Annotated in this window: 18 protein-coding genes; 7 read left to right on the top strand and 11 right to left on the bottom strand. The window is 65.7% G+C overall.

Going from position 1 to position 21,901, the window contains the following annotated elements; translation table 11 throughout:
* Positions 1 to 25: 25 nt before the first annotated feature.
* Entirely contained in the window at positions 26 to 2,044 is a 2,019-nt protein-coding gene (locus AC07X5_RS11295; protein ID WP_494770223.1) for a TonB-dependent receptor, read from the top strand.
* A 16-nt stretch (positions 2,045 to 2,060) separates the two neighbouring features.
* Positions 2,061 to 2,768, top strand: a complete 708-nt coding sequence (locus tag AC07X5_RS11290; RefSeq protein ID WP_494770222.1) for a DUF4198 domain-containing protein — start codon at positions 2,061 to 2,063, stop codon at positions 2,766 to 2,768.
* Positions 2,769 to 2,968: 200 nt separating this feature from the next.
* Here the strand turns inward: AC07X5_RS11290 and AC07X5_RS11285 are convergent, their stop codons facing one another.
* From AC07X5_RS11285 to AC07X5_RS11270, 4 genes are all read right to left on the bottom strand, one after another.
* Complete coding sequence (locus AC07X5_RS11285) at positions 2,969 to 3,448, bottom strand: copper chaperone PCu(A)C (RefSeq protein WP_409958525.1); 480 nt, start codon at positions 3,446 to 3,448, stop codon at positions 2,969 to 2,971.
* A 35-nt stretch (positions 3,449 to 3,483) separates the two neighbouring features.
* Positions 3,484 to 4,926, bottom strand: coding sequence for a PepSY-associated TM helix domain-containing protein (locus AC07X5_RS11280; protein WP_494770221.1), 1,443 nt, complete (start codon positions 4,924 to 4,926; stop codon positions 3,484 to 3,486).
* Positions 4,927 to 4,997: 71 nt separating this feature from the next.
* Positions 4,998 to 7,049 carry a TonB-dependent receptor family protein gene (locus tag AC07X5_RS11275; protein WP_494770220.1) on the bottom strand — a complete coding sequence of 684 codons (2,052 nt, stop codon included), beginning with the start codon at positions 7,047 to 7,049 and terminating at the stop codon, positions 4,998 to 5,000.
* A gap of 639 nt (positions 7,050 to 7,688) precedes the next feature.
* Positions 7,689 to 8,600 (bottom strand): LysR substrate-binding domain-containing protein, encoded by a 912-nt coding sequence (locus tag AC07X5_RS11270; protein WP_494770219.1) that lies wholly within the window; start codon positions 8,598 to 8,600, stop codon positions 7,689 to 7,691.
* 119 nt (positions 8,601 to 8,719) lie between these two features.
* Here AC07X5_RS11270 and AC07X5_RS11265 point away from each other — a divergent pair, with 119 nt between their 5' ends.
* From AC07X5_RS11265 to AC07X5_RS11250, 4 genes are all read left to right on the top strand, one after another.
* Positions 8,720 to 9,856, top strand: a complete 1,137-nt coding sequence (locus AC07X5_RS11265; RefSeq protein ID WP_494770218.1) for a trans-sulfuration enzyme family protein — start codon at positions 8,720 to 8,722, stop codon at positions 9,854 to 9,856.
* 99 nt (positions 9,857 to 9,955) lie between these two features.
* On the top strand, positions 9,956 to 10,861 hold the full coding sequence (locus AC07X5_RS11260) for a transporter substrate-binding domain-containing protein (RefSeq protein ID WP_409962219.1): 906 nt from the start codon (positions 9,956 to 9,958) through the stop codon (positions 10,859 to 10,861).
* Between the two features lie 3 nt (positions 10,862 to 10,864).
* Positions 10,865 to 11,599, top strand: a complete 735-nt coding sequence (locus AC07X5_RS11255; protein WP_494770217.1) for an amino acid ABC transporter permease — start codon at positions 10,865 to 10,867, stop codon at positions 11,597 to 11,599.
* A 3-nt stretch (positions 11,600 to 11,602) separates the two neighbouring features.
* Entirely contained in the window at positions 11,603 to 12,283 is a 681-nt protein-coding gene (locus tag AC07X5_RS11250; protein WP_494770216.1) for an amino acid ABC transporter permease, read from the top strand.
* Between the two features lie 74 nt (positions 12,284 to 12,357).
* Here AC07X5_RS11250 and gudD read toward each other — a convergent pair whose 3' ends face one another.
* From gudD to AC07X5_RS11230, 4 genes are all read right to left on the bottom strand, one after another.
* Positions 12,358 to 13,710: a glucarate dehydratase gene (gudD, locus tag AC07X5_RS11245; protein ID WP_494770215.1), complete on the bottom strand. Its 1,353-nt coding sequence runs from the start codon at positions 13,708 to 13,710 to the stop codon at positions 12,358 to 12,360.
* 157 nt (positions 13,711 to 13,867) lie between these two features.
* Complete coding sequence (locus AC07X5_RS11240; RefSeq protein ID WP_494770430.1) at positions 13,868 to 14,842, bottom strand: Bug family tripartite tricarboxylate transporter substrate binding protein; 975 nt, start codon at positions 14,840 to 14,842, stop codon at positions 13,868 to 13,870.
* Positions 14,843 to 15,061: 219 nt separating this feature from the next.
* Positions 15,062 to 15,973: a 5-dehydro-4-deoxyglucarate dehydratase gene (gene kdgD, locus AC07X5_RS11235; RefSeq protein ID WP_494770214.1), complete on the bottom strand. Its 912-nt coding sequence runs from the start codon at positions 15,971 to 15,973 to the stop codon at positions 15,062 to 15,064.
* A gap of 249 nt (positions 15,974 to 16,222) precedes the next feature.
* A complete protein-coding gene (locus AC07X5_RS11230) occupies positions 16,223 to 17,191 on the bottom strand; it encodes a molybdopterin-binding protein (RefSeq protein WP_494770213.1) in 969 nt (322 codons plus the stop codon).
* Positions 17,192 to 17,406: 215 nt separating this feature from the next.
* Between AC07X5_RS11230 and AC07X5_RS11225 the strand changes: the two genes are divergently transcribed.
* Positions 17,407 to 18,093: a Crp/Fnr family transcriptional regulator gene (locus tag AC07X5_RS11225; RefSeq protein ID WP_494770212.1), complete on the top strand. Its 687-nt coding sequence runs from the start codon at positions 17,407 to 17,409 to the stop codon at positions 18,091 to 18,093.
* A 4-nt stretch (positions 18,094 to 18,097) separates the two neighbouring features.
* Here the strand turns inward: AC07X5_RS11225 and AC07X5_RS11220 are convergent, their stop codons facing one another.
* The 3 genes from AC07X5_RS11220 to AC07X5_RS11210 all read right to left on the bottom strand — a co-directional run bounded on the left by AC07X5_RS11220 (position 18,098) and on the right by AC07X5_RS11210 (position 21,858).
* On the bottom strand, positions 18,098 to 19,786 hold the full coding sequence (locus tag AC07X5_RS11220; RefSeq protein ID WP_494770211.1) for an acyl-CoA synthetase: 1,689 nt from the start codon (positions 19,784 to 19,786) through the stop codon (positions 18,098 to 18,100).
* 25 nt (positions 19,787 to 19,811) lie between these two features.
* Complete coding sequence (locus AC07X5_RS11215; protein WP_494770210.1) at positions 19,812 to 20,585, bottom strand: nitroreductase; 774 nt, start codon at positions 20,583 to 20,585, stop codon at positions 19,812 to 19,814.
* Between the two features lie 76 nt (positions 20,586 to 20,661).
* Positions 20,662 to 21,858 (bottom strand): calcium:cation antiporter, encoded by a 1,197-nt coding sequence (locus tag AC07X5_RS11210; RefSeq protein ID WP_494770209.1) that lies wholly within the window; start codon positions 21,856 to 21,858, stop codon positions 20,662 to 20,664.
* Positions 21,859 to 21,901: the final 43 nt, after the last annotated feature.

The following is a 21,901-nucleotide window of genomic DNA, read 5'->3' as shown; positions in this document are numbered from 1 at the left end:
ATTTCACATACTTCATACAATTCAAATGACCCACCGCCCTCGCCTGCATCCATCGCCCCTGGCCATCGCACTCGCGCTGGGCGCCACCAGCGTCTCCGCACAGGAGTCGCCGCCCACCCTTTCTGCCATCGAGATCAAAGGCCAGGCGCTGCAGGGTGCGGCGTCGGCCTATTCCAGCACCAGTTTCGAGAGCGACGAAATTGCCGAGAAGCACGTGAGCCAGCCGACCGAGCTGCTGCGCCATGTACCGGGCATGAACGTGCAGAACTACCAGCTCTCGGGCGTGGCCGACACCATCGTGATGCGCGGCTTTGGCGGCGGCGGGCATGGCGGCGATGTGGGCGTGGTGCTCGACGGCATTCCGCTCAACGAGGCCATGTCCCATGCCGACGGGTATGTGGACCTCAACGTCATCGTGCCGCTGGAGATCGAGCGCTTCACCCTCTACAAGGGCCCCGTGTCGGCGCTGTACGGCAACTTCAACCGCGCAGGCCTGATGGCCGTGGAAACACGCAAGCGCGGCGAATACAAGGAAGTGGATGCCAGCCTGGGATCGAACAGCACGGTGGACCTGCAGGGGGCCCTGGGTGTGAAGCTCGGTGATGGCGAGTACCTCAGCCTGGCCGCCCAGCACTACCGCACCGAGGGCTTTCGCGCGCAGTCGGACTTCCACCGCTCCACGCTGGCGGGCCGCTGGACCAAGCGCATCAGCGCCGATCTGGATGTCGCCCTGTCGGGCCGCTGGCATGAGGCCGATGGTGAATCGCCCGGCTATGTCACGGCCGCGCAGTTCGCCCGCGACCCGTATGGCAAAGACCCGCGCGCCATGAACGACGGCGCCAACAAGCACTTCGCCACGCTGCGGGCGGACGTGAACTACGCGCTTTCTCCCAGCGTGAAGCTGCTCACCTTTGCCTACACCACGCAGCAGGACTTCACCCGCTGGTTCAGCCGTCCGGTGAATGCGACCACCTGGCGCCAGCGCGAAGAGACGTATGACCGCAAGGTCTATGGCGCAGGCACCAGCCTGAACGGGCGTACCGCCATGGGCGGTACGCCACTCAACTGGGTCGCCGGTATGGAGACCTTCCGTGAGTCCACCCAGTACCAGTACTACGATGGCCTGGACAACCGGGCTCGCCTGGCGCCCGCCATCAACGACCGTACCTCCAAGCTCAACAGCGTATCGGCCTTCGGCGAGATCGAGGCGCCGATCCATGCATTGTTCAAGCCATCGGCTGGCCTGCGCTGGGACCGCTTCACCGGCAACTGCGCGCGCGATGGCGCCGAGACCGCTACTGATCCCTGCGGCCCACTGAACACCATGTCGCACGCAAGCCCCAAGCTCGGCGTGCGTTCCGACGTGGCGCCCGGCGTGCAGCTGCGCGCCAGCTGGGCCGAGGGCTTCGCCCTGCCCAGCACCTTCGCCAAGTACGCGCTGGGCGCGGCGACGCTGGACCCGAACGTCTTCCGCCAGACCGAGGTAGGCGCACAGTTCAAGCCCATGCAGGGGCTGGTGCTGGATGTGGCGGCCTACCGCCTGACCTCCAGCGACGAGATCCGCACCGTAGTCCCCGGGGTATACGAGAACTACGGCGCCACGCGCCGCAGCGGCGTGGAGGCCAGCGCCCTGTGGGCCGCGCACCGCGACGTGGACCTGTCCCTCACCTACGGCAGCGCGCATTCGCGCGTGGCCGAGAACGGCAACCCCGCCCTCATCGGCAAGCAGGTGGCCGGCGTGCCGCGCTATATGGCCACGGTCAACGCCACATGGCGCCCTGTGGCGGACTGGTCCACCACGGCCACCTGGCGCCGCGTGGGCGCCTATGCGGTGAACGCCGACAACAGCGTGGGCTACGGCGGCTATGCCACCGTGGACCTGAGCGTGGCCTACAAGGCGACCAGCCGCTACGAGGTCTATGCCGCCGTGATGAACGTCAGCGACAAGGCCTACGCCACTTCCGCATCGGTGATCGGCGGCACGCAGGTGTTCGCCCCGGGTGCACCGCGCACCTTCAAGATCGGCGCCAAGCTGCAGTTCTGACCCTTTGGAGACCCTGATGACCTCACAACGACTGGCCCGCCTGGTGGGCGCCGCCGCACTGACCCTGACCCTGGGCTCCGCCCAGGCCCACAACGTCTGGCTGGAGCCCGATGCCGCCGGGGGCTACCTCGTGCAATTCGGCGGTCACGAGGGCCAACTGGAGACCTACCCCGCCGACAAGCTCAAGAGCGTGCAGGCCTTCGACCGGCGCGGCCGCAAGATCGACGTCACCATCGAGCCCAAGCCCGATGGCGTGCGCGTGAAACCTGAGCGCCAGGCCGCGATGCTGGCCGCGCATTTCGACAACGGCTTCTTCAGCAAGGTCGAGGGCGGCCAGATGATCAACAAGCCGATGACCGAGAACCCTGGCGCCACCAGCGGCGTGCATGCGCTCAAGTACCACAAGACCATCATCCAGTGGGGCGTGATCGCCAAGCAGCCGCTGGGCCAGCAGTTCGAGATCGTGGCGCTGGAGGCGGACACGCCCCACGCCGGCAAGCCCATGCGCGTGCGCGTGCTGTTCGATGGCAAGCCCATTGGCGGCATCCGGCTGTCACTCGGGGAGAAGGGCGCCGCGGTCAACACGGGTGCGGATGGCATAGCCACCATCACGCCAGCGGCCGGTACCAATCAACTGCTGGCCATCCGCCGCGTGCCGGTGGCGAACGATCCACGCACCACCAGCATCAGTTGGGAGTATCTGTTCGCGTTTGCGGTCCATTGACCTGTAGGCTTTCCCCAACGCCTCGCTTTCAGCAACGGTTTGGCGCATTTCCAAAAGAAGCCGCCCGCCCGGCAGTGCGGCAACTTGATCGCCAGCACCATGAAGTGCCTTGGATGTGGTGGCGGAGACTGCACTGCCGCTTGGGGGCGGACGGAACCCCGAAAATGGCGACTCGCCTGCGGCAGATTCAGCGCGTGACCTCAGTGCTTGTGAGCGCCGTGCGCACCGTGACTTGCTGGCGCGCCGCTGGATTTGAGCGGACGAACCTGCGCTTTCACGTGAACAGACTCACGGGTTCCATCCTTGCTCTGGAACACCAAGGTCAACGGTACGGTATCTCCTTCCTTCACCTGTTGCTTGAGGTCCAGCAACATCACGTGGTAGCCCCCAGGCTTGAGCTCCACCGCCTTGCCCGCAGGCAAGTCGATGGAGGGCACCTGGCGCATCTTCATCACATCCTTGTCCATGGCCATTTCATGCACCTCGACAAGGGGGGTGATCGTTGAACTGGCCGCCACCAGCTTGCTGTCCTTCGCCGCAAGGAGCGACATGAACGCGCCTGTCGCCTGCTGCTGCGGCACCGTAGCCCGCACCCACGCATCCTTGACAGTGACCTGGGCATGCGCACCTGCAGCCCAAAATGCGGTTGCGGCAAGCGCAAGGTGAATGATGGATTTCATGATGGATCCTTTCAAAAAATCGTCTTGTCCAGGCCCTAGAGCCGAAACTGCTGGCGCAAGCGCGTTGGCAGCGCTGCATCGACGAGCAGTGCGAAAAGCATGGAAGCACCCAGGAGCGGGTAGATCGCGCCAAGAATTGCGGCGACAAGGATTGCTCCGACCGCGGCACGATCCGCCGCACGGCGCGGAGGGGCAGCCAGTCGGCCTTTGGGACGGCGTTTCCACCACATCACTACCGCCGACACCGCCAGCACGACGATGGACACACACGCCGCAAGCATGACCAGGCGGTTGATCCATCCGAACTGCAGGCCTGTGTGAATGTTGACACCCCACTCGATGGCGCGACCGGCAGGACCGTAGTTGCGATAGCCGACGTCGGAAAGTACCTTGCCGCTGTAGCGGTCCAGATGGACCACGCGCTGATCTCGCACGTCATCGGGAAAGCGCATTGCGGCGTAGGTTCCTTGCGGCCCGCTGGGCAGGCTGACGGGAGTACCCGGCGGCAAGCCCAATCCTTCAAAGATCTGCAGTGCCCGGTTGACACCTATGGAGGATGCATGCTGATCGTCGGAATCCAATGGCGCTTGTACGCTGGCATGCCCGGCATGCTGGGAGTGGTCCTGGGCAGGCGGAGTGGAAAGCGGCGTAGGTGCTTGGGAGAGCATCCATGGCACGCTCGTGCCCACGCTGGCCAGCGGCACAGACGAGGAGGGACCTGGGCCAAAGAGATACCGAGGAAGTCCGATTCCGAGTTCGCTGGTGATGCGTCCGAAATGCTGGCCCCAGTATGCCGACCATGGCATGCCCGTGACCGACAGGAACAAGATGGCTGCGGCGGCAACCGTGCCGGTCAACGCATGGAGATCTCGCCACCAGAGTCTTTGGGATGAGTGGCCTCGAAGGCTGTACACGCCACCTTTGCGGCCGCGTGGCCACCACAGGAATACACCGGAAACCACAAGCACGATCGCCCACCCCGCCACAATCTCGACCCAGTAGTTCGCCCACCTGCCCACGATCATGAGCGAGTGCAAGCCCTTGACGACTTCCGACAGGCGTTGGCTGTCGGGAAGCTGACCGAGGACCCGCCCACTCACAGGGTCCAGGTAGATGCCCACGGTGCCGCCACCGGGCACTCTGATTCCGACTTCGGCACTCCGGCCCGGCGCAGCAGGCCCGTTGAATCGCACGGGCTGGCCTGGCTGCGCTTTCAACGCGTTGGCGATCAGGGCCTGGGCATCCAGCGATGCGCCGGAGGTGTCGTCGACCGCTCTGAGCTTGGCGTACAGAACCGATTCAATCGGCTCCTTGTACAGGTAGAGTGCGCCCGTTATCGCCAGGAGCGCCAGGAAAGGAAGGCAGACAAGGCCTGCGTAGAAGTGCCATCGCCAGACACGGCGGTACAGGGCCGATTCGGAAGTTGCTGGCTGCAAGGTGGGCGGGGTGGGGAGAGAGGGGCTCGCGTTCTGCTGCATGTCATCGTCCAATGGTGGTTTGCGCCATGCGCTCGCCAAGGTTCTCGGCGAGCGCTTCAGCAGACAGAACCTCAGAATTTGACCCGCGCCCCGACATACAGCGAGCGTGGCTCGCCAGGCGTCAGGATGGCCGAGTTCGCTGCGGCGATGTCACGCACACTGAAGAAGGAGACATACTTCTTGTCGCCAGCGTTTCGCATCTCACCGTAGACCTCCCATTGCTTTGTCGAATAGCCGGCGCGCAGGCCCCAGAGCGTGTAGCGGTCAACAGCGTATGTGTTGGAGAAGTCTGCGAAGCGCCGGCCGACGAAATCGAACGTCGGACCTGCGAAGAAGCCGCTCACGTGGCGGTAAAGCACTTCGCCTTTGATGGCGTAGCGCGGAGCGGCAGGCAGCCGGTTGTTGCCGTACGTGGGGTCGTTCTGGAACTTGAACTGGTTGAGCGTGAGATTCACCAGCGGCTCGATCCGGTGGTGTCCCGCGCCGTCGACTGCAACACTGGCGCCGACCAGTGCTTCGATACCCGCGTGAATCGTCTTGCCGACGTTGGTGGAAAGGCTTGTGCCCGGGGCCTTTGGATCGTCGCGCGAGAGGATTTCGCCATTCAGCCTGCCGTAGTACAGCGCGGTGTCCCAGTGAATGCGGTGCCGCTCGATGTTGTGCGAGCCTCGCGTTCCAACCTCCAGTACCGCGCCACGCATTGCGCTCAAGGTGGCGTTGTTGCCACGGACGTCGTCGTCGAGTTCGTACAGTGTCGGAGCTTCATACAGACGGCTCAGGTTCGCAAACAATTGCGACGTCGGCGTCAACTCCCGAATCAGGCCGACGCGAGGATTGACGCTGTTGTAGTCGGACTGTGGATTGCGCAACGTGCTGGTGGCCAGGTTCGTGTTGCGGATCTCCCGGTTGCCCGAGACGACTTGCGCACCATAGACGGCAGTCCACAAGGGCGCAAACTTCCAGCGGTCCACCAGAAACCATTCAGCGTTGTCTGCGCTGTTGTCCACGCCCGTGTTGATGGTCTCGCTGCCACCGGTCACATAGCTGAAGTTGCCACCTTTAACGCTCGTTCGCCCGTAGTTCAAACCGGCCAGGAAATCGTGATTTCCCACGCGGCGCTCATAGCGCACGGTGGAGCCCACGTTCCTGAGCGTGGTGTTGATCAGCAACGAGAAGAACGGTGGTGAATAGACAATGGGGTGGTAGAGCTTTTGCTCTTCGAACGAGATGCCGGCGACGAGGCTGCTGTCGGCATCGATATCCCACACGGTGCGATTCGCGATGCGTGTGCTTTGCACGTTGAGCCGGTAGTTGCCGGCCACGGCCGCTGCCTCCGCTGCGCGCGGATTCGCGTTGAACTGCGCGCGTGTCAGCGCTCCCGGCAACTGCTGGTCGTTGTCGATGCTGGAGACATAAAAACGCGTGCTCAGTGCGTCGTTGATTTGAAGGCCACCATTCGCGTACACAGCCTGACGTTCCTGGCGCTGGTGGTCCCGGAATCCGTCCAGCCGCTTGGCTTCGGCAGTCACGAGCGCGTCGAATGCGCCAGCCACGGCGCCCACAGTGAAGCGCCCCTGTCTCTGGCCATGGCTGCCGCCGTTGACCATCACCTCCCAGGGGGCGCCATCGCGCGCGGTAGGCGAGATGAAATTGATGGCGCCACCCAAAGTACTCGCGCCATAGGTCAGCGCATTGGCGCCCCTGGCGACGATGGCTCGGCGCATCGAAAGCGGGTCTACATCGCGGTTGTGATTGCTGCCGTCGGCTGACGTCACAGGGAGGCCGTCCATCAGCAGTTTCACGCCATTCCCGTCGTAGTTGGTCGCATCCAGGTTCGATCCACGGACGGAAAGGAAGGTGGAGTCACCGGTCGATCCGCTGGCCGCCCAGACACCTGGCGTGTAGCGCAGCATGTCGGTCAGGCTGGTTACATTGCGCAGCCGCAGTGCCTCGCCTTCCACCACGGAGACGGCGCCGGGGGTGACTGCGCGCTCGGCCTCGACCTGCTTGCGCGACTGGTCGCCCTCTCTTTCCGCAGATACCTCTACGGAAGGCAAGACGGCCGTTGGCGTTGATTGGGCATGGGCCGCCGCCCATGGAATGGTGGTGAGTGCGGCCGCCATGGCGCACGAGCTTCGAAGCATGGAAATTCTCCTGGATTGAATGGCTGTGCTGCCGCACACCACCGTTCAAACCGGGGCGAGCAGGCAGATTGGGTCCCGAAGTGGGACACGGGTAGCGAATCAACCGAGCGCCGGGGGCGCCTGGGCAGGAGGAGTTGGAGCTTGGGCCCGTGAGATTGGGCGGACAAGAGGCGCGGCAGGCGGCTCAAGTCCCGCTGCTCGAAGAACGACGGTAGTCGACGCGTTGACGGGAGTGCCTGGCATGGCGCCGAGCCCGCACAGCAGCATGCAGTTCTCAAGGTGGTCAGCGGGCGCACCCTCGTCAGACAGCGCTTGACGGACTTCGGGTGGCAGCATCGCAATCGCAGCAGCCTGCGAGGACCGCTCGCCGCACCAAACGGAGCCGGCTGCTTTCGGCGCGGACATCCCCACCGCATGAACCACTGGCAGCAACGCTTGCGCAAGCCATGCAAGGATGACTATCGCGAGGCGCAGGCGAGCGTGGAGAAGCTTCATGGGTTTGCCAATTGTAAGAGGATGCCTGTCGGCGGCGAATATTCCCGACTCGATGGCAGTCCGTCGACGGAATCCAGCCCAACTTGTTTCGCTCGGCACACAACCGGACCCAACCCGTTCACGTCAAGCCAATGCGGTCCGCAACTCGGTCAGGTCCGCTTCGAGCCGCACGCGCATGGCGGAAAGCAACTGCTGCGCGAAGCTGGTCAATGGCTGGCCAGAGGGCATGGCCAGAATGCAGTGGTACTCCAGCCGCTCGGAAAATCGCCTGAGCACCACGTCCCTGCCCAGATAGTCATAGGCCGTCACGGCATTGACGATACCAACGCCCAGCCCTTGGCGCACCATTTCGCAGATGGAGATGGTGTAGGGAGTCTCCACGATGATGTCCGGGCGCACGCCGTGGTCCTGAAAAATGCCGTCGAGCCGCTGGCTGGCTGCATCCTCCGGGTTGAGCGCGATGAGCGGATACCTTGCCAGGTCTCGCGGGTGAAGCACCGATTTGCTCGCCAAAGGGTGCCCCATTGGCAGCGCTACCACCCCCTCATACCGCGCAAAGACCGAATGCTCAAGCCCGGCCAGAGTGACCTCGTCGGCCATCAGGCCGATGTCCGACTCGGACGCGATCAGGCGCTCGCGGACCTGGCGCGAGCCCACGATCTGCAGGGAGACGGTCATCTTGCGCTCGCTCAGGTCCATGCTTTTGAGCACCCGAGGCAGAAACCCGATGCCCAGACCTGGCAAGCATGCAATGCGGATGCGTCCCACGCCAAACTGGCGCAGGCTGCGCAGGCGGTGTTCGATGGCGTCCAGCCCCACAAAACAGCGATTCACCTCGTTGAGCAATGCTGCCGCCTCCTGTGTGGGATGGAGCTTGCCTCGAAGGCGCTGGAACAGGGGAATGCCGGCGTACTCCTCCAACCTGCGCAGCGACTGGCTCACAGCGGGCTGGGTGACGTTGAGCAGGCGCGCTGCCTTGCTTGCCGAACCCGTCTGCATGACGGTCCTGAAGATCTCTATTTCCCGCATCAGCATATAACCGCAATTTATAGCATCAAAGATTGCTGTGCGTGCGCTGGACGGCCGCAGTTCTAGACTGATTACCTGTGACAGCCGTGTGAATCGCGAGGATTCACGACCAACCAGGTATAAAAATGACGCAAGCGTTTTCCAGTCTCGTGCCCGCAGTCCTGCGCGCTTCCACCGTCAAGTTCGACTCGCTCGACGACTTCATCACGCGGGGCAGCCGCCTGCCCGATGGATTCAGCTACGGCACCACGGGCACGCCCTCACACCGTCAACTGGAGCGCCGGATTGCCAAGATGGACAAGGGCTCGCATTGCGTAGTGGTGCCATCGGGCCAGGCAGCCATTGCTCTCGTGATGATGACGCTGCTCAAGTCCGGCGACCACCTGCTGATCTCGGACTCCTCGTATGGCCCGGCCCAGACCTTCGCGATGGAGCAGATGGCGCAGTTGGGCGTCCAGGTCGAGCGCTACAACCCCAGTATCGATGGTGAAAGCCTGGGCAAGCTCATCCGCCCGACCACGCGATTGCTGTGGCTTGAATCCCCGGGCAGCATCACGATGGAGGTGCAGGATGTGGCGCCTCTGGTCGAGCAAGCCAGGAAGCACGGCGTGCTCACTGCCATCGACAACACCTGGAGCAGCCCGCTGTACTTCCAGCCCCTGGCCCTCGGGGTGGACCTGTGCATCCATGCGTGCACCAAGTACATGGGCGGCCACTCCGACCTGCTGATGGGCTCCATCAGCACGAACGACCGGGAGCTCTACAAGCGCGTACGCCACCTGCAGTCGTACATGGGGCTGGCCAGCAGCGCTGACGACTGCTTTCTGGTGGAGCGCGGATTGGAAACCCTGGCAGTGCGCATGGCGCACCAGTCGGCGGCGGCGCTGGACATCGCCCGTTGGCTGGAGGCCCGGGATGAAGTGCAGCAGGTGCTGCATCCCGCGCTGGAGTCGTCGCCGTCGCATGCGCTGTGGCGCAAGTATTTCAGCGGTAGCGGCGGTGTGTTCTCGCTGGTGCTCAAGCCTGCGCCCTTTGCGGCCTACCAGGCGTTCTTCTCGGACTTGGAGACCCTGTCCATCGGCGCGAGCTGGGGCAGCGTACACAGCCTCATCGCCTACTACCCGGCGGAGTTGCAGGACGGCCGCGCCTTTCCACCCGTTCGCCAGCCGCTCATCCGCGTGTCTGTCGGGCTGGAGGATGTGGAGAGCATCCGCAGTGATCTGGCTCGCGCGTTCGAGCGCTTCAATGCCAGCCAGGGCTAGAACTGGCCTCGTTATTGCAGGCGAAGATTTCGTTGGGCGGGCCAGCTTCCTGGCCCCGTCCTTTCATGTGGTGTGTCGTGATCAGAAAAGGCGGTTGATATGAAAGCAGTTGGGATTTCCCGGGCAATGGTGGCCAGCGCGGTCTTGTTCGCGCTGATGGGTGGCGTGCAGGCGCAGGAACTCACCGGTACGCTCAAGAAGATCCAGGACACCGGGCAGATCACCTTGGCCACACGCGGCGCCTCGGTCCCCTTCAACTACCTGGACGACAGCAACAAGCAGGCAGGCTTCGCCTGGGAGATCGCGCTGAAGGTCGCCGACAAGGCCAAGCAAGCGGTTGGGCGCAGTGACCTCAAGATCCGCAACATGGAGGTCACGCCACAGACACGCATCCCCCTGGTCGCCAACCAGACGGTGGACCTGGAGTGCAGCTCGACAACGCACAACCTGGAGCGCGAGAACCAGGTCAACTTCTCCGTCACCTATTTCGCCGTGGGTGCACGCATCATGGCGCGGGCGGACTCGCCGATCAACGACTGGAAGGGGCTTGCCGGCAAGAACGTGGTTGTGGGCGCGGGCACCACGACCGAACGATTGCTGAGGCAGCTCAACGAGCGGGAGAAGCTGAACATCAACATCATCATGGCGCCGGACATCAACGAAGGCTCCATGAGCGTGGAGTCGGGGCGCGCAGAGGCGTTTGTCGCCGACGATACCGGGCTGTTCTCCAGCGCAGCACGCGCCCGCAATCCATCGCGATGGAAGGTCGTAGGCGAGCCACTGGAACGCGAGGCCTATGGCTGCATGCTGCGCAAGGGCGATGCCCAGTTCAAGAAGCTGGTGGACGAGGTGATCGTGGGCATGATGAAAAGCGGAGAGATGAATGCGCTGTACGACAAGTACTTCACCAAGCCACTGAACGTGCGCAACGGCTTCAACATGCAGATGCCCATGCAGCCCGCCATCCAGGAGCTGTACCAGAACCCTTCGGACAAGGCCCTGTAAACCGTGAACTACAGCTGGGACTTCCTCGTCTATTTCAAGCCGTCCGTCACCGGCGAGGGGGTCTATTGGCACCTGCTGGCAAGCGGGCTGGGCTGGACGCTGTTGTTGTCCCTGCTGTCATGGGTGCTGGCACTGGCGCTGGCACTGTTCATCGGCATCGCTCGCACTTTGCCGCATCGTGCACTTCGATGGCCAGCGGCGGTGTTCGTGCACTGCTTTCGCAATGTGCCCCTGCTGGTGCAGGTGTTCCTCTGGTTCTATGTGGTGCCCGAGCTGCTCCCGCAGGCGATTGGCATGGCAATCAAGCAAGCGCCCCCGACTCTCAGTCAATTTCTCACCATGCTGCTGGCCCTCAGCCTCTTCACCGCAGCCAAAGCCGCAGAGCTGGTGCGGGCGGGCATCGAGGCCGTACCCAGGGGGCAAAAGCATGCGGCCAAGGCGATGGGCTTTGGCATGGTGGATTCCTACCGGTTCGTCATCCTGCCGCAGGCCCTGCGCATCGTGGTCGCTCCGCTGACATCGGATTTCATGAACGTGTTCAAGAACTCTGCGGTGGCCTTGACCATCGGCTTGCTGGAGCTGACGGGCCGCTCACGGCAATTCAGCGAGTTCAGCGCCCAGCCCTTCGAGGCCTTCATCGCCGCGACGTTGATCTACATGGCGATCACCTGGTGCGTGGTGATGTTCATGCGCCACATCGAGCGCCGCCTGCGCATTCCAGGAATGGGCGGGGCTTGAGCCATGGACCATTTCAACTGGAACGCACTGGACCGCGCCTGGCCCTACCTGCTTGATGGCATGTACACCACCGCCATGCTCACAGCCGTGGGCATGGTGCTGGGAATCCTGCTGGGCACTGGTCTGGCCATCGCTCGGCTGTTCGGTCCGCCATGGCTGGCATGGCTTGCGCGGATCTACACCGATACCTTTCGCTCCATTCCGCTGATCCTGACGATCTTCTGGGTGTACTTCCTCGTACCCTATGTGCTGCGCACCATCACGGGCAATCCCAACCTGGACGTGGGCCCTGTCTACGCAGCCCTGACGGCATTCGTGCTCGCAGAGGCCGCGTACTTCGGCGAGATCATCCGCGGCGGGCTGGGCAGCGTGCCCAAGGGGCAGATGCAGGCCGCCACCGCCCTTGGCATGGGCCAGTTCACCGCGCTGCGCCTGATCGTGTTGCCCCAGGCGTTCCGCAACATGATGCCATCGCTGGTGAGCCAATCGATTGGGCTGCTGATGGACACGTCCCTGGTCTACGTCATCAGCCTCAACGACTTCCTGGGTGCGGCCACCAAGGTGGCGCAGCGCGACGGCACCATTGTCGAGGTGTACCTTTTCGTTGCGCTGGTGTATCTCGCGCTGTGCTCGCTGGGCGCGGCGCTGGTGGCCAGGCTGCAGAGGCGCCGCGCTGGTCATTGAGCGACGACGCGCGGCCCGCAACCCGAGCAGGAGTCGCGTCGGGCCGCCTGGTTCAAAAAGCCCGCGTCAGCCGCTCACCGCACCATGCAAGGCGATTTGTTGTTGAACTGCCACCCCGGGATCAGGTACTGCATGGCGATGGCGTCGTCGCGCGCGCCCAGGCCGTGCTGCAGGTACAGCTGGTGGGCCCGTTCCACGGCGTCCATGTCCAGCTCCACGCCCAGGCCGGGCTTGTGGGGCAGATCGATGAAGCCACCCTTGATCTGGAACGGCTCCTTGGTCAGGCATTCGCCGTCCTGCCAGATCCAGTGCGTGTCGATGGCGGTGACGCGGCCGGGGGCGGCGGCGGCCACGTGGGTGAACATGGCCAACGACACGTCGAAGTGGTTGTTGGAATGCGAGCCCCAGGTCAGGCCGAAGGCCTGGCACATCTGGGCCACGCGCACCGATCCGGCCATGGTCCAGAAATGCGGGTCGGCCAGCGGAATGTCCACCGACTGCAGGGCCAGGCTGTGCGCCATTTCGCGCCAGTCGGTGGCCACCATGTTGGTGGCAGTGGGCAGGCCGGTGGCGCGGCGGAACTCGGCCATCACCTCGCGGCCCGAGAACACGCCTTCGGCGCCGCAGGGGTCTTCGGCATAGGCCATCACGCCGTGCAGGTCGCGCGTGATGCGGATGGCGTCCTTCAGCAGCCACCCGCCATTGGGGTCCAGCGTCACGCGCGCTTCGGGAAAGCGCTCGTGCAGCGCGCGAATCGCCTCGACCTCTTCCTCGCCGCGCAGCACGCCGCCCTTGAGCTTGAAGTCGGCGAAACCATAACGCTCGTATGCGGCCTCGGCCAGGCGCACGATGCCCTCGGCCGTCATGGCCTTCTCGTTGCGCAGGCGGAACCAGCCGTTGTCGGCACCCGGCTCGGTGCGGTAAGGCAGATCGGTCTTTTCGCGATCACCCACATAGAACAGGTAGCCCAGCATCTGCACCGCCTCGCGCTGCACGCCCTCGCCCAGCAGCGCCGCCACGGGCACGTTCAGGTGCTGGCCCAGCAGGTCCAGGAAGGCCGACTCCACCGCCGTCACGGCGTGGATGGTGATGCGCAGGTCGAAGGTCTGCAGGCCGCGCCCGCCCGCATCGCGGTCGGCGAACTGGGCCCGCATGGCGTTGAGCACGGCGTTGTGGCGGCCGATGGGCTGGCCCACGATGAGGGCGCGCGCATCTTCGATGGTCTGGCGGATCTTCTCGCCGCCGGGCACCTCGCCCACCCCGGTGTTGCCCGCGCTGTCGCGCAGGATGATCAGGTTGCGCGTGAAAAAGGGGCCGTGCGCGCCGCTCAGGTTCATGAGCATGCTGTCGTGGCCCGCCACGGGCACCACGCGCAGCTCGGTGATGACAGGGGTGCTGGAGGCGGAGGGGATGGATGAGGTGGTCATGGTGGTCTGCAATATGGGGCGCAGGCGCCCCGGTCTGTTGCCTCGAAGCGGCTCACAAACCTCAGCGAAGCGGTTCTGGCTAGGCGCTACGTCGCAGGCAGTGCGAGTAGCACGACAAGACGGAGCAACAACGCCAGAAGAGGTTTTTGAGTCGCTCTCAATCAGCGGTGATCTTGCGGGTTTCGATCACTGTCTTCCAGCGCGCAAATTCGCGCGCCTGGTAGGCGGTGAATTCCTCGGGCGTGCTGGCCACGATCTCCAGGCCCTGGTCCACCATGCGCTTCTTTACGGCGGGGTCGTTCATGGCGGCGATGGCGGCGTCCGAAAGCTTCTTCTTGAGCGCGGGCGCCAGGCCCTTGGGCGCGGCCATGCCCTGCCAGGAGTACACCTCGGCGCCGGCCACGCCGGCCTCGGCCAGGGTGGGCACGTCGGGCAGCACGGGGCTGCGCTTGTCGCCGGTGACGGCAATCGCATGCAGCTTGCCGGCGCGGATGTGCTGCAGCACGGCGTTCACGTTCTGGAAGGAATACTCCACCTGCCCGCCCAGCAGGTCGTTGATGGCCGGCGCACCGCCCTTGTAGGGGATGTGCAGGCCCTCGGTGCCGCTCTGCTGCCAGAAGACTTCGGCCGAAAGGTGGTCCGACGAGCCGTTGCCCGAACTCGCAAAGCTCACCTTGCCGGGGTTGGCCTTGAGCTGGGCGATCACTTCCTTCACGGTGCGGGCCTTCTGGCCGGGGGCGGCCACCAGCACATTGGGCGCCTGCACGGGCACGGTGATGTAGTCGAAATCCTTGAGCGCGTCATAGGGCACGCTCTTGAGCAGGTGCGGCGCCACGACGAAGGCACCGAGCGAGGACACCAGCAGCGTGTAGCCATCGGCCGGCGCACGCTTGACCATGCCGGCCCCGAGCGTGCCCGTGGCACCGGGGCGGTTGTCCACCACGAAATTCTGGCCCAGCTTCTCGCCCATGTGCAGGGCCATGGCGCGGGCCACCATGTCGGTGGAGCCGCCGGCCGGGAACGGCACGACGATGGTGACGGGCTTCTCGGGCCAGGCGGCAGGCGTGCCCGTCTGGGCCGATGCGGCAAAAGCCAGGCTACAGGCGCTGGCAACCAGCAGCAGTTTCTTCATGAACATGGTGAATGTCTCCGGGGTGGTGGTGTGGTGGTCAACGGCCCTCTTGCGGGGCCTTCTTCAGGCAAATTGCGTGGGTTGCGAAATAGTTCTACAGCGGCTCAAGCGGGTCACAACGCTCGGCGCAGCGGTCCTGGCCAGGCGCTTGCGGCGCAGGCAGTACAAGCAGCACGCCAAGACGCAACAACGACGCCAGGAGAGCTTTGTGCTCCCCGCTTACTGGGCACCGAGCTTGTCGATCAGCGCCTTGAGCTGCTCCATCTCAGCGGGCTTGAGGTCCGTCAGCGGCGCGCGCACCGGCCCCGCACCATGGCCCACCAGCTTGGCGCCGGCCTTGATGATGCTCACCCCATAGCCTTCCACCTTGTTGCGGATATCGAGGTAGGGCATGAAGAAGTCCTTGAGCAGCCGGTGCTGCGTGGCCATGTCATCGGCCGCCACCGCCTTGTAGAACTCCATCGCCGTCTTGGGGATGAAGTTGAACACCGCCGACGAGTACACCGGCGTGCCCAGGGCCTTGTACGCCGCGGCATACACCTCGGCCGTGGGCAGTCCACCCAGGTACGAGAAGCGATCACCCATCTTCATGAAGATCGAGGACATGGTCTCGATGTTGCCCACACCGTCCTTGAAACCGATCAGGTTGGGGCAGCGCTCGGCCAGGATGGCCAGGGAATTGGCCGTGAGCTTGGTGCGGTCGCGGTTGTAGACGATGACACCGAACTTCACGCTGTTGCAGACCGCGGCCACATGCTCGATCAGCCCTTCCTGGCCGGCCTCGGTCAGGTAGTGGGGCAAGAGCAGGATGCCATGGGCACCCAGGCGCTCGGCCTCCTGGGCATGGGCGATGGCCGTGCGCGTGGGGCCGCCGGCACCGGCAATTATGGGCACCTTGCCGCGGCAGGTGTCCACCGCGGTCTTGATGACCTCACCGTACTCGGGGCCCGAGAGCGAGAAGTACTCACCCGTGCCGCCGGCGGCGAACAGGGCGCTGGCGCCATAGGGGGCCAGCCATTCGAGGCGGGCCGCATAGCCCTTGGGGTTGAAGTTGCCCTGCTCGTCGAAGTCGGTGACGGGGAAGGACAGCAGGCCGGAGCCCATGATGGATTTGAGGTCTTGCGGGGTCATGGTGGTGGACGGTGGAAGTGCGGCAGTCAGGTGAACAGGTCGTACAAGTTGGCAGTGCTGCGATGGAAGGGCTTGCGGGCTCCCCTGGCGAAGCGCCATCCTGATTTCCTACGGTTTCAAAGCCATCGCGAACGCCTCGAATGGGTGAATGTTAACGTTAACATTCACTCAAACCATAGGGAAAACACTTAGTTGTGCGATATCTTTGCAGGTGGTGAATGCGCCCCGGTCAGGCCTGGGGCAGTCCGGTCAGGGCGCCGCGGGTGCCGCCGCGAACACTTCGATGGCCTCCAGCGCCGACACCGAACGGCCGGCCTTGCCATCGCCTTCCACCACCAGCCGCGCAAGGCCGCGCGCCAGGGGCTGGCCGTCGAGCAGGTAGGCGATCAGCACGCGCCGGTTGCCCAGTTCGGGGCTCATCTCGGCCAGCGACACCAGGGCCTGGTAGCCATCGGCGCCCGTAGCCACCAGGTACATGGCCTGCACGTTGGCGCCGCTGTCGCCATCGGCCTCCAGGGCGGCCGAGGTGTGCAGCAGGCTCCACAGGTCCACACCGGTGTAGCGGCGCCCGCCCACCTCGTGCGTGACGGCGGGCAGCGCGCGCAGGGCGGCCGCGTCCAGATTCAAGGTGTTCTTCACCGCGCCCAGCACCTGCACGGCCTGGGGGGCTGCCACGCCGCTGCCCGCGCCCACCGAGCCCGAGGATCGCACCTCCAGCCGCGTGAGCCCGGCCACGTAGCGGCTGCCCAGCACGTCGCCCGGCGCGGTAAAGCGCAGCCCTGCCGCAGCATCGCCCTCCCCTGCCCCGTGCTCGGCATAGGCAATGATGCTGCCCTTGTTGCCGAAGTCCGGGTGCAGCTCGCCCACCGAGAACACGGCGCTGTAGCCACCAGCACCGCTGGCCAGCACATAGCGGCCCAGGGGTGCAACGCGCTGCGCATGCGGGTCTGCAGGCGCCTTTGCCTGCTGGGCGCAGGCCTGCAGCAGCGGCCATGCCGCAGCGCCGGTGTAGCTGCGCACCTGTGGCCCCGTGCCGTCCTTGAAGCCGACTTTCTGCTCCACCACCGCCAGCCTGCGCGGCTCGGCGATGGACTCGGTGGCCGTGGGTTCCACGGCGCACACCATCTGCACCCGGGTGGGGTCGCCGGCCTGGGTGGCACAGCCCTGCAGCAACAGCAGCGCGGACAGTGGGGCGCAGAGCACGGACTTCAGGGTCATTGGCAGGGTGCGCGGGCTGGGCATGAGGGGGCTTCCGTCCATGGTCTGGTGATGGGCCCATTCTGGCACCGCCAAAGGAACAAAACCGGGCGGTAGCACCTGTTTACGATCAGGCCGAAGACCGCCTGCAGCGGCGCGGCCTTCCCGGTCTTTTCCCCATTGGCGCAGGCCGCGATCTCCCGCAGAATTCTGCGGTCCGCCTCCTGCAACACACCATGACCGCAGCCCCTCTCGACCTCTTCCTCGCCCAGTCGCCCTGGATGTCCAGCCTCACCGCCGAGGAGGCCGCGCGCGTGCGCAAGGCGATCACGGTGCGCAGCTACCCGGCGGGCGGTGCGGTGTTCGCGCGCAGCACGCCCACGGCGCATTGGGCCGGGGTGATGCAAGGCATGCTCAAGCTGGACAACATCACGGCCGAGGGCCGCACCAGCACGTTTGCGGGCGTGCCCTCGGGCGCCTGGTTCGGAGAGGGCTCGGTGCTCAAGGACGAGCCCCGGCCCTATGCCGTGACAGCGTTGACGGACAGCGTGGTGGCCCTGCTGCCGCGCAGCGAGTTCCTGCGGCTGCTGCACGAGAGCCACCCGTTCGCGCTGTGGCTGATCGGGCAGCTCAATGCGCGCCTGGCGCACTACGTGGCTCAAGTGCAGACCGACCGGCTGGGCGACACCACGGCGCAGGTGGCCTACAGCCTGTCAGGGCTGTTCAACGATGCGCTGTTCCCCAACACCGCGCGGCGCATCACGCTGTCGCAGGAGGAGCTGGGGCGCCTGTCGGGCGTGTCGCGCCAGGTGGCCAACCGGGCGCTGCAGGAGCTGCAGGACCGGGGCGCGATCCGCCTGGGCTATGGCTCCATCGAGGTGATCGACCTCAAGGTGCTGCAGGCGATTGCCCGCGAAGGCTGAACCCTCAGCCTGCGGGCTCGGTCTGAATCTGCGCCAGCCGTGTGATGGCCTCGCGGCTGCCGGCGATCTCGCGCAGGCGGAACTTCTGGATCTTGCCGGTGGCCGTTTTTGGCAAGGCCTCGAAGACAACCTGGCGCGGGCACTTGAAGCGCGCCAGATGGCTGCGGCAGAAATCGATCAGTTCCTCGGCGCTCACGCTGCCCACCGCGTCGGGCTTGAGCTCCACGAAGGCGCAGGGCACCTCGCCCCAGCGCTCGTCGGGCTGGGCCACCACGGCGGCCAGCAGCACGGCGGGGTGGCGGTGCAGCACGTCTTCCACCTCCACCGAGGAGATGTTCTCTCCGCCCGAGATGATCACGTCCTTGGAGCGGTCGGTGATCTGCACATAGCCGTCGGGGTGCAGCACCGCGATGTCGCCGGTGTGGAACCAGCCGCCGGCAAAGGCTTGGGCCGTGGCGCCGGGGTTCTTGAGGTAGCCCTTCATCACCGTGTTGCCGCGGACCATGATCTCGCCGGCTGTCACGCCATCGGCCGGCACGGGCTGCAGCGTGTCGGGGTCGAGCACGCGCAGGTGCTCCAGCGCAGCAGCGCGCACGCCCTGGCGCGCCTGCAACTGTGCGCGCCCGGCTTCGGGCAGCGTCGCCCAACCGGGCTGGCGCACGCAGCTCACCGGCGTGCCCGAGACTTCGGTGATGCCGTATACATGGTCCACGTCGAAGCCCATGGCGGCAATCGCCTGCAGGATGGCGGCGGGCGGCGGCGAGCCGGCCGTAAGCACGCGCACCGGACGCGGCAGCGCGATGCGCTCGTGCGCCGGCGCATTCGCCAGCATGGCCAGCACCGTGGGCGCGGCGCAGAAATGGTCCACGCCGTGCTCGGCAATCGCCTCGAAGATGGCCTTGGCCGTGACCTTGCGCAGGCACACATGCGTGCCCGCCGCCGCCGTGATGGCCCAGGTGAAGCACCAGCCGTTGGCGTGGAACATGGGCAGCGTCCACAGGTAGACGGGCTTGCGCGGCATGGCCCAGTCGGTCAGCTGCAGCAGGCTCATCAGGTACGCCCCGCGGTGGCTGGGCACCACGCCCTTGGGGTCGCCGGTGGTGCCCGAGGTGTAGTTCAGCGCGATGGGGTCCCACTCGTCCTCGGGCCACCGGCCTTCGAAAGCCGGGTCGCCCTCGGCCAGCAGGGCTTCGTAGTCGATTGCACCGAAGGCCGGCTGCGCGGGCAGGCCCGCATCGTGGATGGCGACCACCAGCGGCGGCTGCGCCAGGCCGGCGACGGCCTGGGCCGCGAGCGCCGCGAACTCGCTGTCCACCAGCAGCACGCGCGCTTCGCCATGGCGCAGGATGAAGGCGATGCCTTCGGCATCGAGCCGGCAGTTGATGGCATTGATGACCGCACCGCACAGGGGGATGCCCAGGTGCGCCTCCAGCATCGCCGGGGTGTTGGGCGCGAGAATGGCCACGGTGTCGCCGCGTTGCACACCGCGCCTGGCCAGGGCGCTGGCCAGGCGGTAGGCGCGCTCGCGGGTCTGCGCCCAGGTCTGCGTGCTGCCGGCATGCACCACGGCAATGCCTTCGGGATGCACCTGCGCGCTGCGGTCCAGAAAACCCAGCGGCGTGAGCGGCAGGTGGTTGGCGGGGGTGCGCTCCAGGCCGTGCTGGTAAGGGCTGCGGTGGGGGGTGTGGCTCATGCTTGTCTCCATTTTTTTGCTGCGGTCATGCGTGGTAGGTGGTGAACGACTCGACGCTCTCGCGCTCCGTCACCAGCGTGTTCTCGATGCCATCGGGATCGGCGTGGCCCAGGCTCATGCCGCAGACCACCATCTCGGTATCGGGGATGCCCAGCTCGGCGGCAATGACCCTGTGGAATTTGGTGAACGCCACCTGCGGGCAGGTATCGAGCCCACGCGCGCGGGCCGCCACCATCACGCTCTGCAGGAACATGCCGTAGTCCATCAGGCTGCCGGCCTGCATCACCCGGTTCACCGTGAAGATCAGCCCTACGGGCGCATCGAAGAAGCGGTAGTTGCGGCCGTGCTGGGCGTGCATGCGCGCCTTGTCGCCCTTGGCAATGCCGAGCAGCCCATACAGGTCCCAGCCCACCTTGCGGCGCCGCTCCACATAGGGCGAAACCCAGTCTAGCGGGTAGTAGTGGTAGGGCTCGGTGAGGGCCGCCGCCGCATCGCCGTCGTTGTCGACGGCGGCGATGGCGGCGCTCAGCCGCTCCTTGGCGCCGCCCGTGAGCACGTGCACACGCCAGGGCTGGGTGTTCATGCCCGAGGCCGCATGGCGCGCCACATCGAGGATGGCATGCACCTCGCCCGGCCCCACCGGCGTGGGCAAAAAGGCGCGGATGCTGCGCCGCGAGACGATGGCCCAGTCCACCGCCTGGCGCAGCGGCTGGGCGGCGACGGGCGCGGCGCCGGGGGCGCGGTCAGGGTGCGGGATGGAGGGGTCGGTTACGGTCGTGGGCAGGGGTGAACAGGTCATGGCGGCATGCTAGGCATGGCGGCTGCGCATGACTGTCGATGCGATGACATTCCGGGAAATCCCGGCCCCTGCTGCCTCAGGGAAGAAAAAGCACCAGCCCGAACACGGCGAACAGCGTGAGGTGCATCAGCCCCTGGATCGGCGAGGTGCGCTGCCCGTTGAAGCTGAGCATGGACAGTGCAACCGTCAGCACCAGCAACACCACCTCGGTGCCTGACAGGCCCATGGCCATGCGCTGGCCCGTGGCCACGCCGATGAGCAGCACGGCGGGCACCGTGAGGCCCACGGTGGAGACGAAGGCGCCCAGGCAGAGGTTGACGGCACGCTGCATTTCGTTGCCCATGGCGGCGCGCACGGCAGTGATGGATTCGGGCGTGAAGACGATGATGGCGATGAGCACCCCGCCCACGGCGGCAGGCGCGCCAGCGGCGGCGATGCCGTAGTCCGTGACGATGGCCAGGTAATGCGCCAGCAGCACGATGGGCAGGACCAGCGCCAGCAGCACCAGCGAGCGCACAAGCACGGCGCGCCGGCCGGCGCCCGGCTGGGCCTCGGGCTTGCGCGGTACCGGCGCCGAAGCCGGCACGGCCATGCTACCGGCAGCGGGCTGGATGAAGCAGCGCCGGTGGCTGCGCATCTGCAGCCACAGAAAGCCCGCGTAGAGGCAGGCGGTGATGGCCGCCATGCCCAGCGCCTGGGGTGTGGAAAACGCGCCCGCCCCGCCCAGGTGGTTGGGCAGCACCAGCGCCGTGCCGGTGAGCAGCGCGATCATGCCCAGGTAGGCCGTGGCACCCTGGGCGTTGTACTCCTGGTCGCCGTGGCGCGCCGCGCCGGCCACCAGGCAGATGCCGATCACCAGGTTCATGATGATCATCATCACCGCGAAGATGGAGTCGCGGCCGATGGCCGACGAATCGCCCGGGCCGAGCAGCACCGACGCGATCAGGATCACCTCGATGGAGACGATGGACAACGTGAGCACCAGCGTGCCATAGGGCTCCCCGAGCTGCTGCGCGAGGTGGTCCGCCTCGTGCACCACCCCGAAGGATGCCGCGAGGATGGTGGCGAACAGCAGCACGAAGGCGCCGGCCGCCACGCCCGGGCCCAGCGGCGCCGCGAGCCAGGCGCTGCCGAATGCAATGAAGAGCCCGGCCACCAGCCAGGCGCCGGCCAGTAATGCCCAGGTGGCGGGCGCCACCAGGCGCAGCTGGCCGGGGTGAGCCGGATGCGCTACAGCGCCATGGGGAGTTTTGCGAAGGTTCGGCTTGGGCATGTCGTCCCACTGCAGGAAAACAAGGGCCGTCCCCCGGGTGTCG

The organism is Acidovorax sp. GW458-11-26-14-TSB4 (assembly GCF_059423865.1).
The sequence above is the reverse complement of the archived record's forward strand: the minus strand, read 5'-3'. Positions and strand labels throughout refer to the sequence as shown.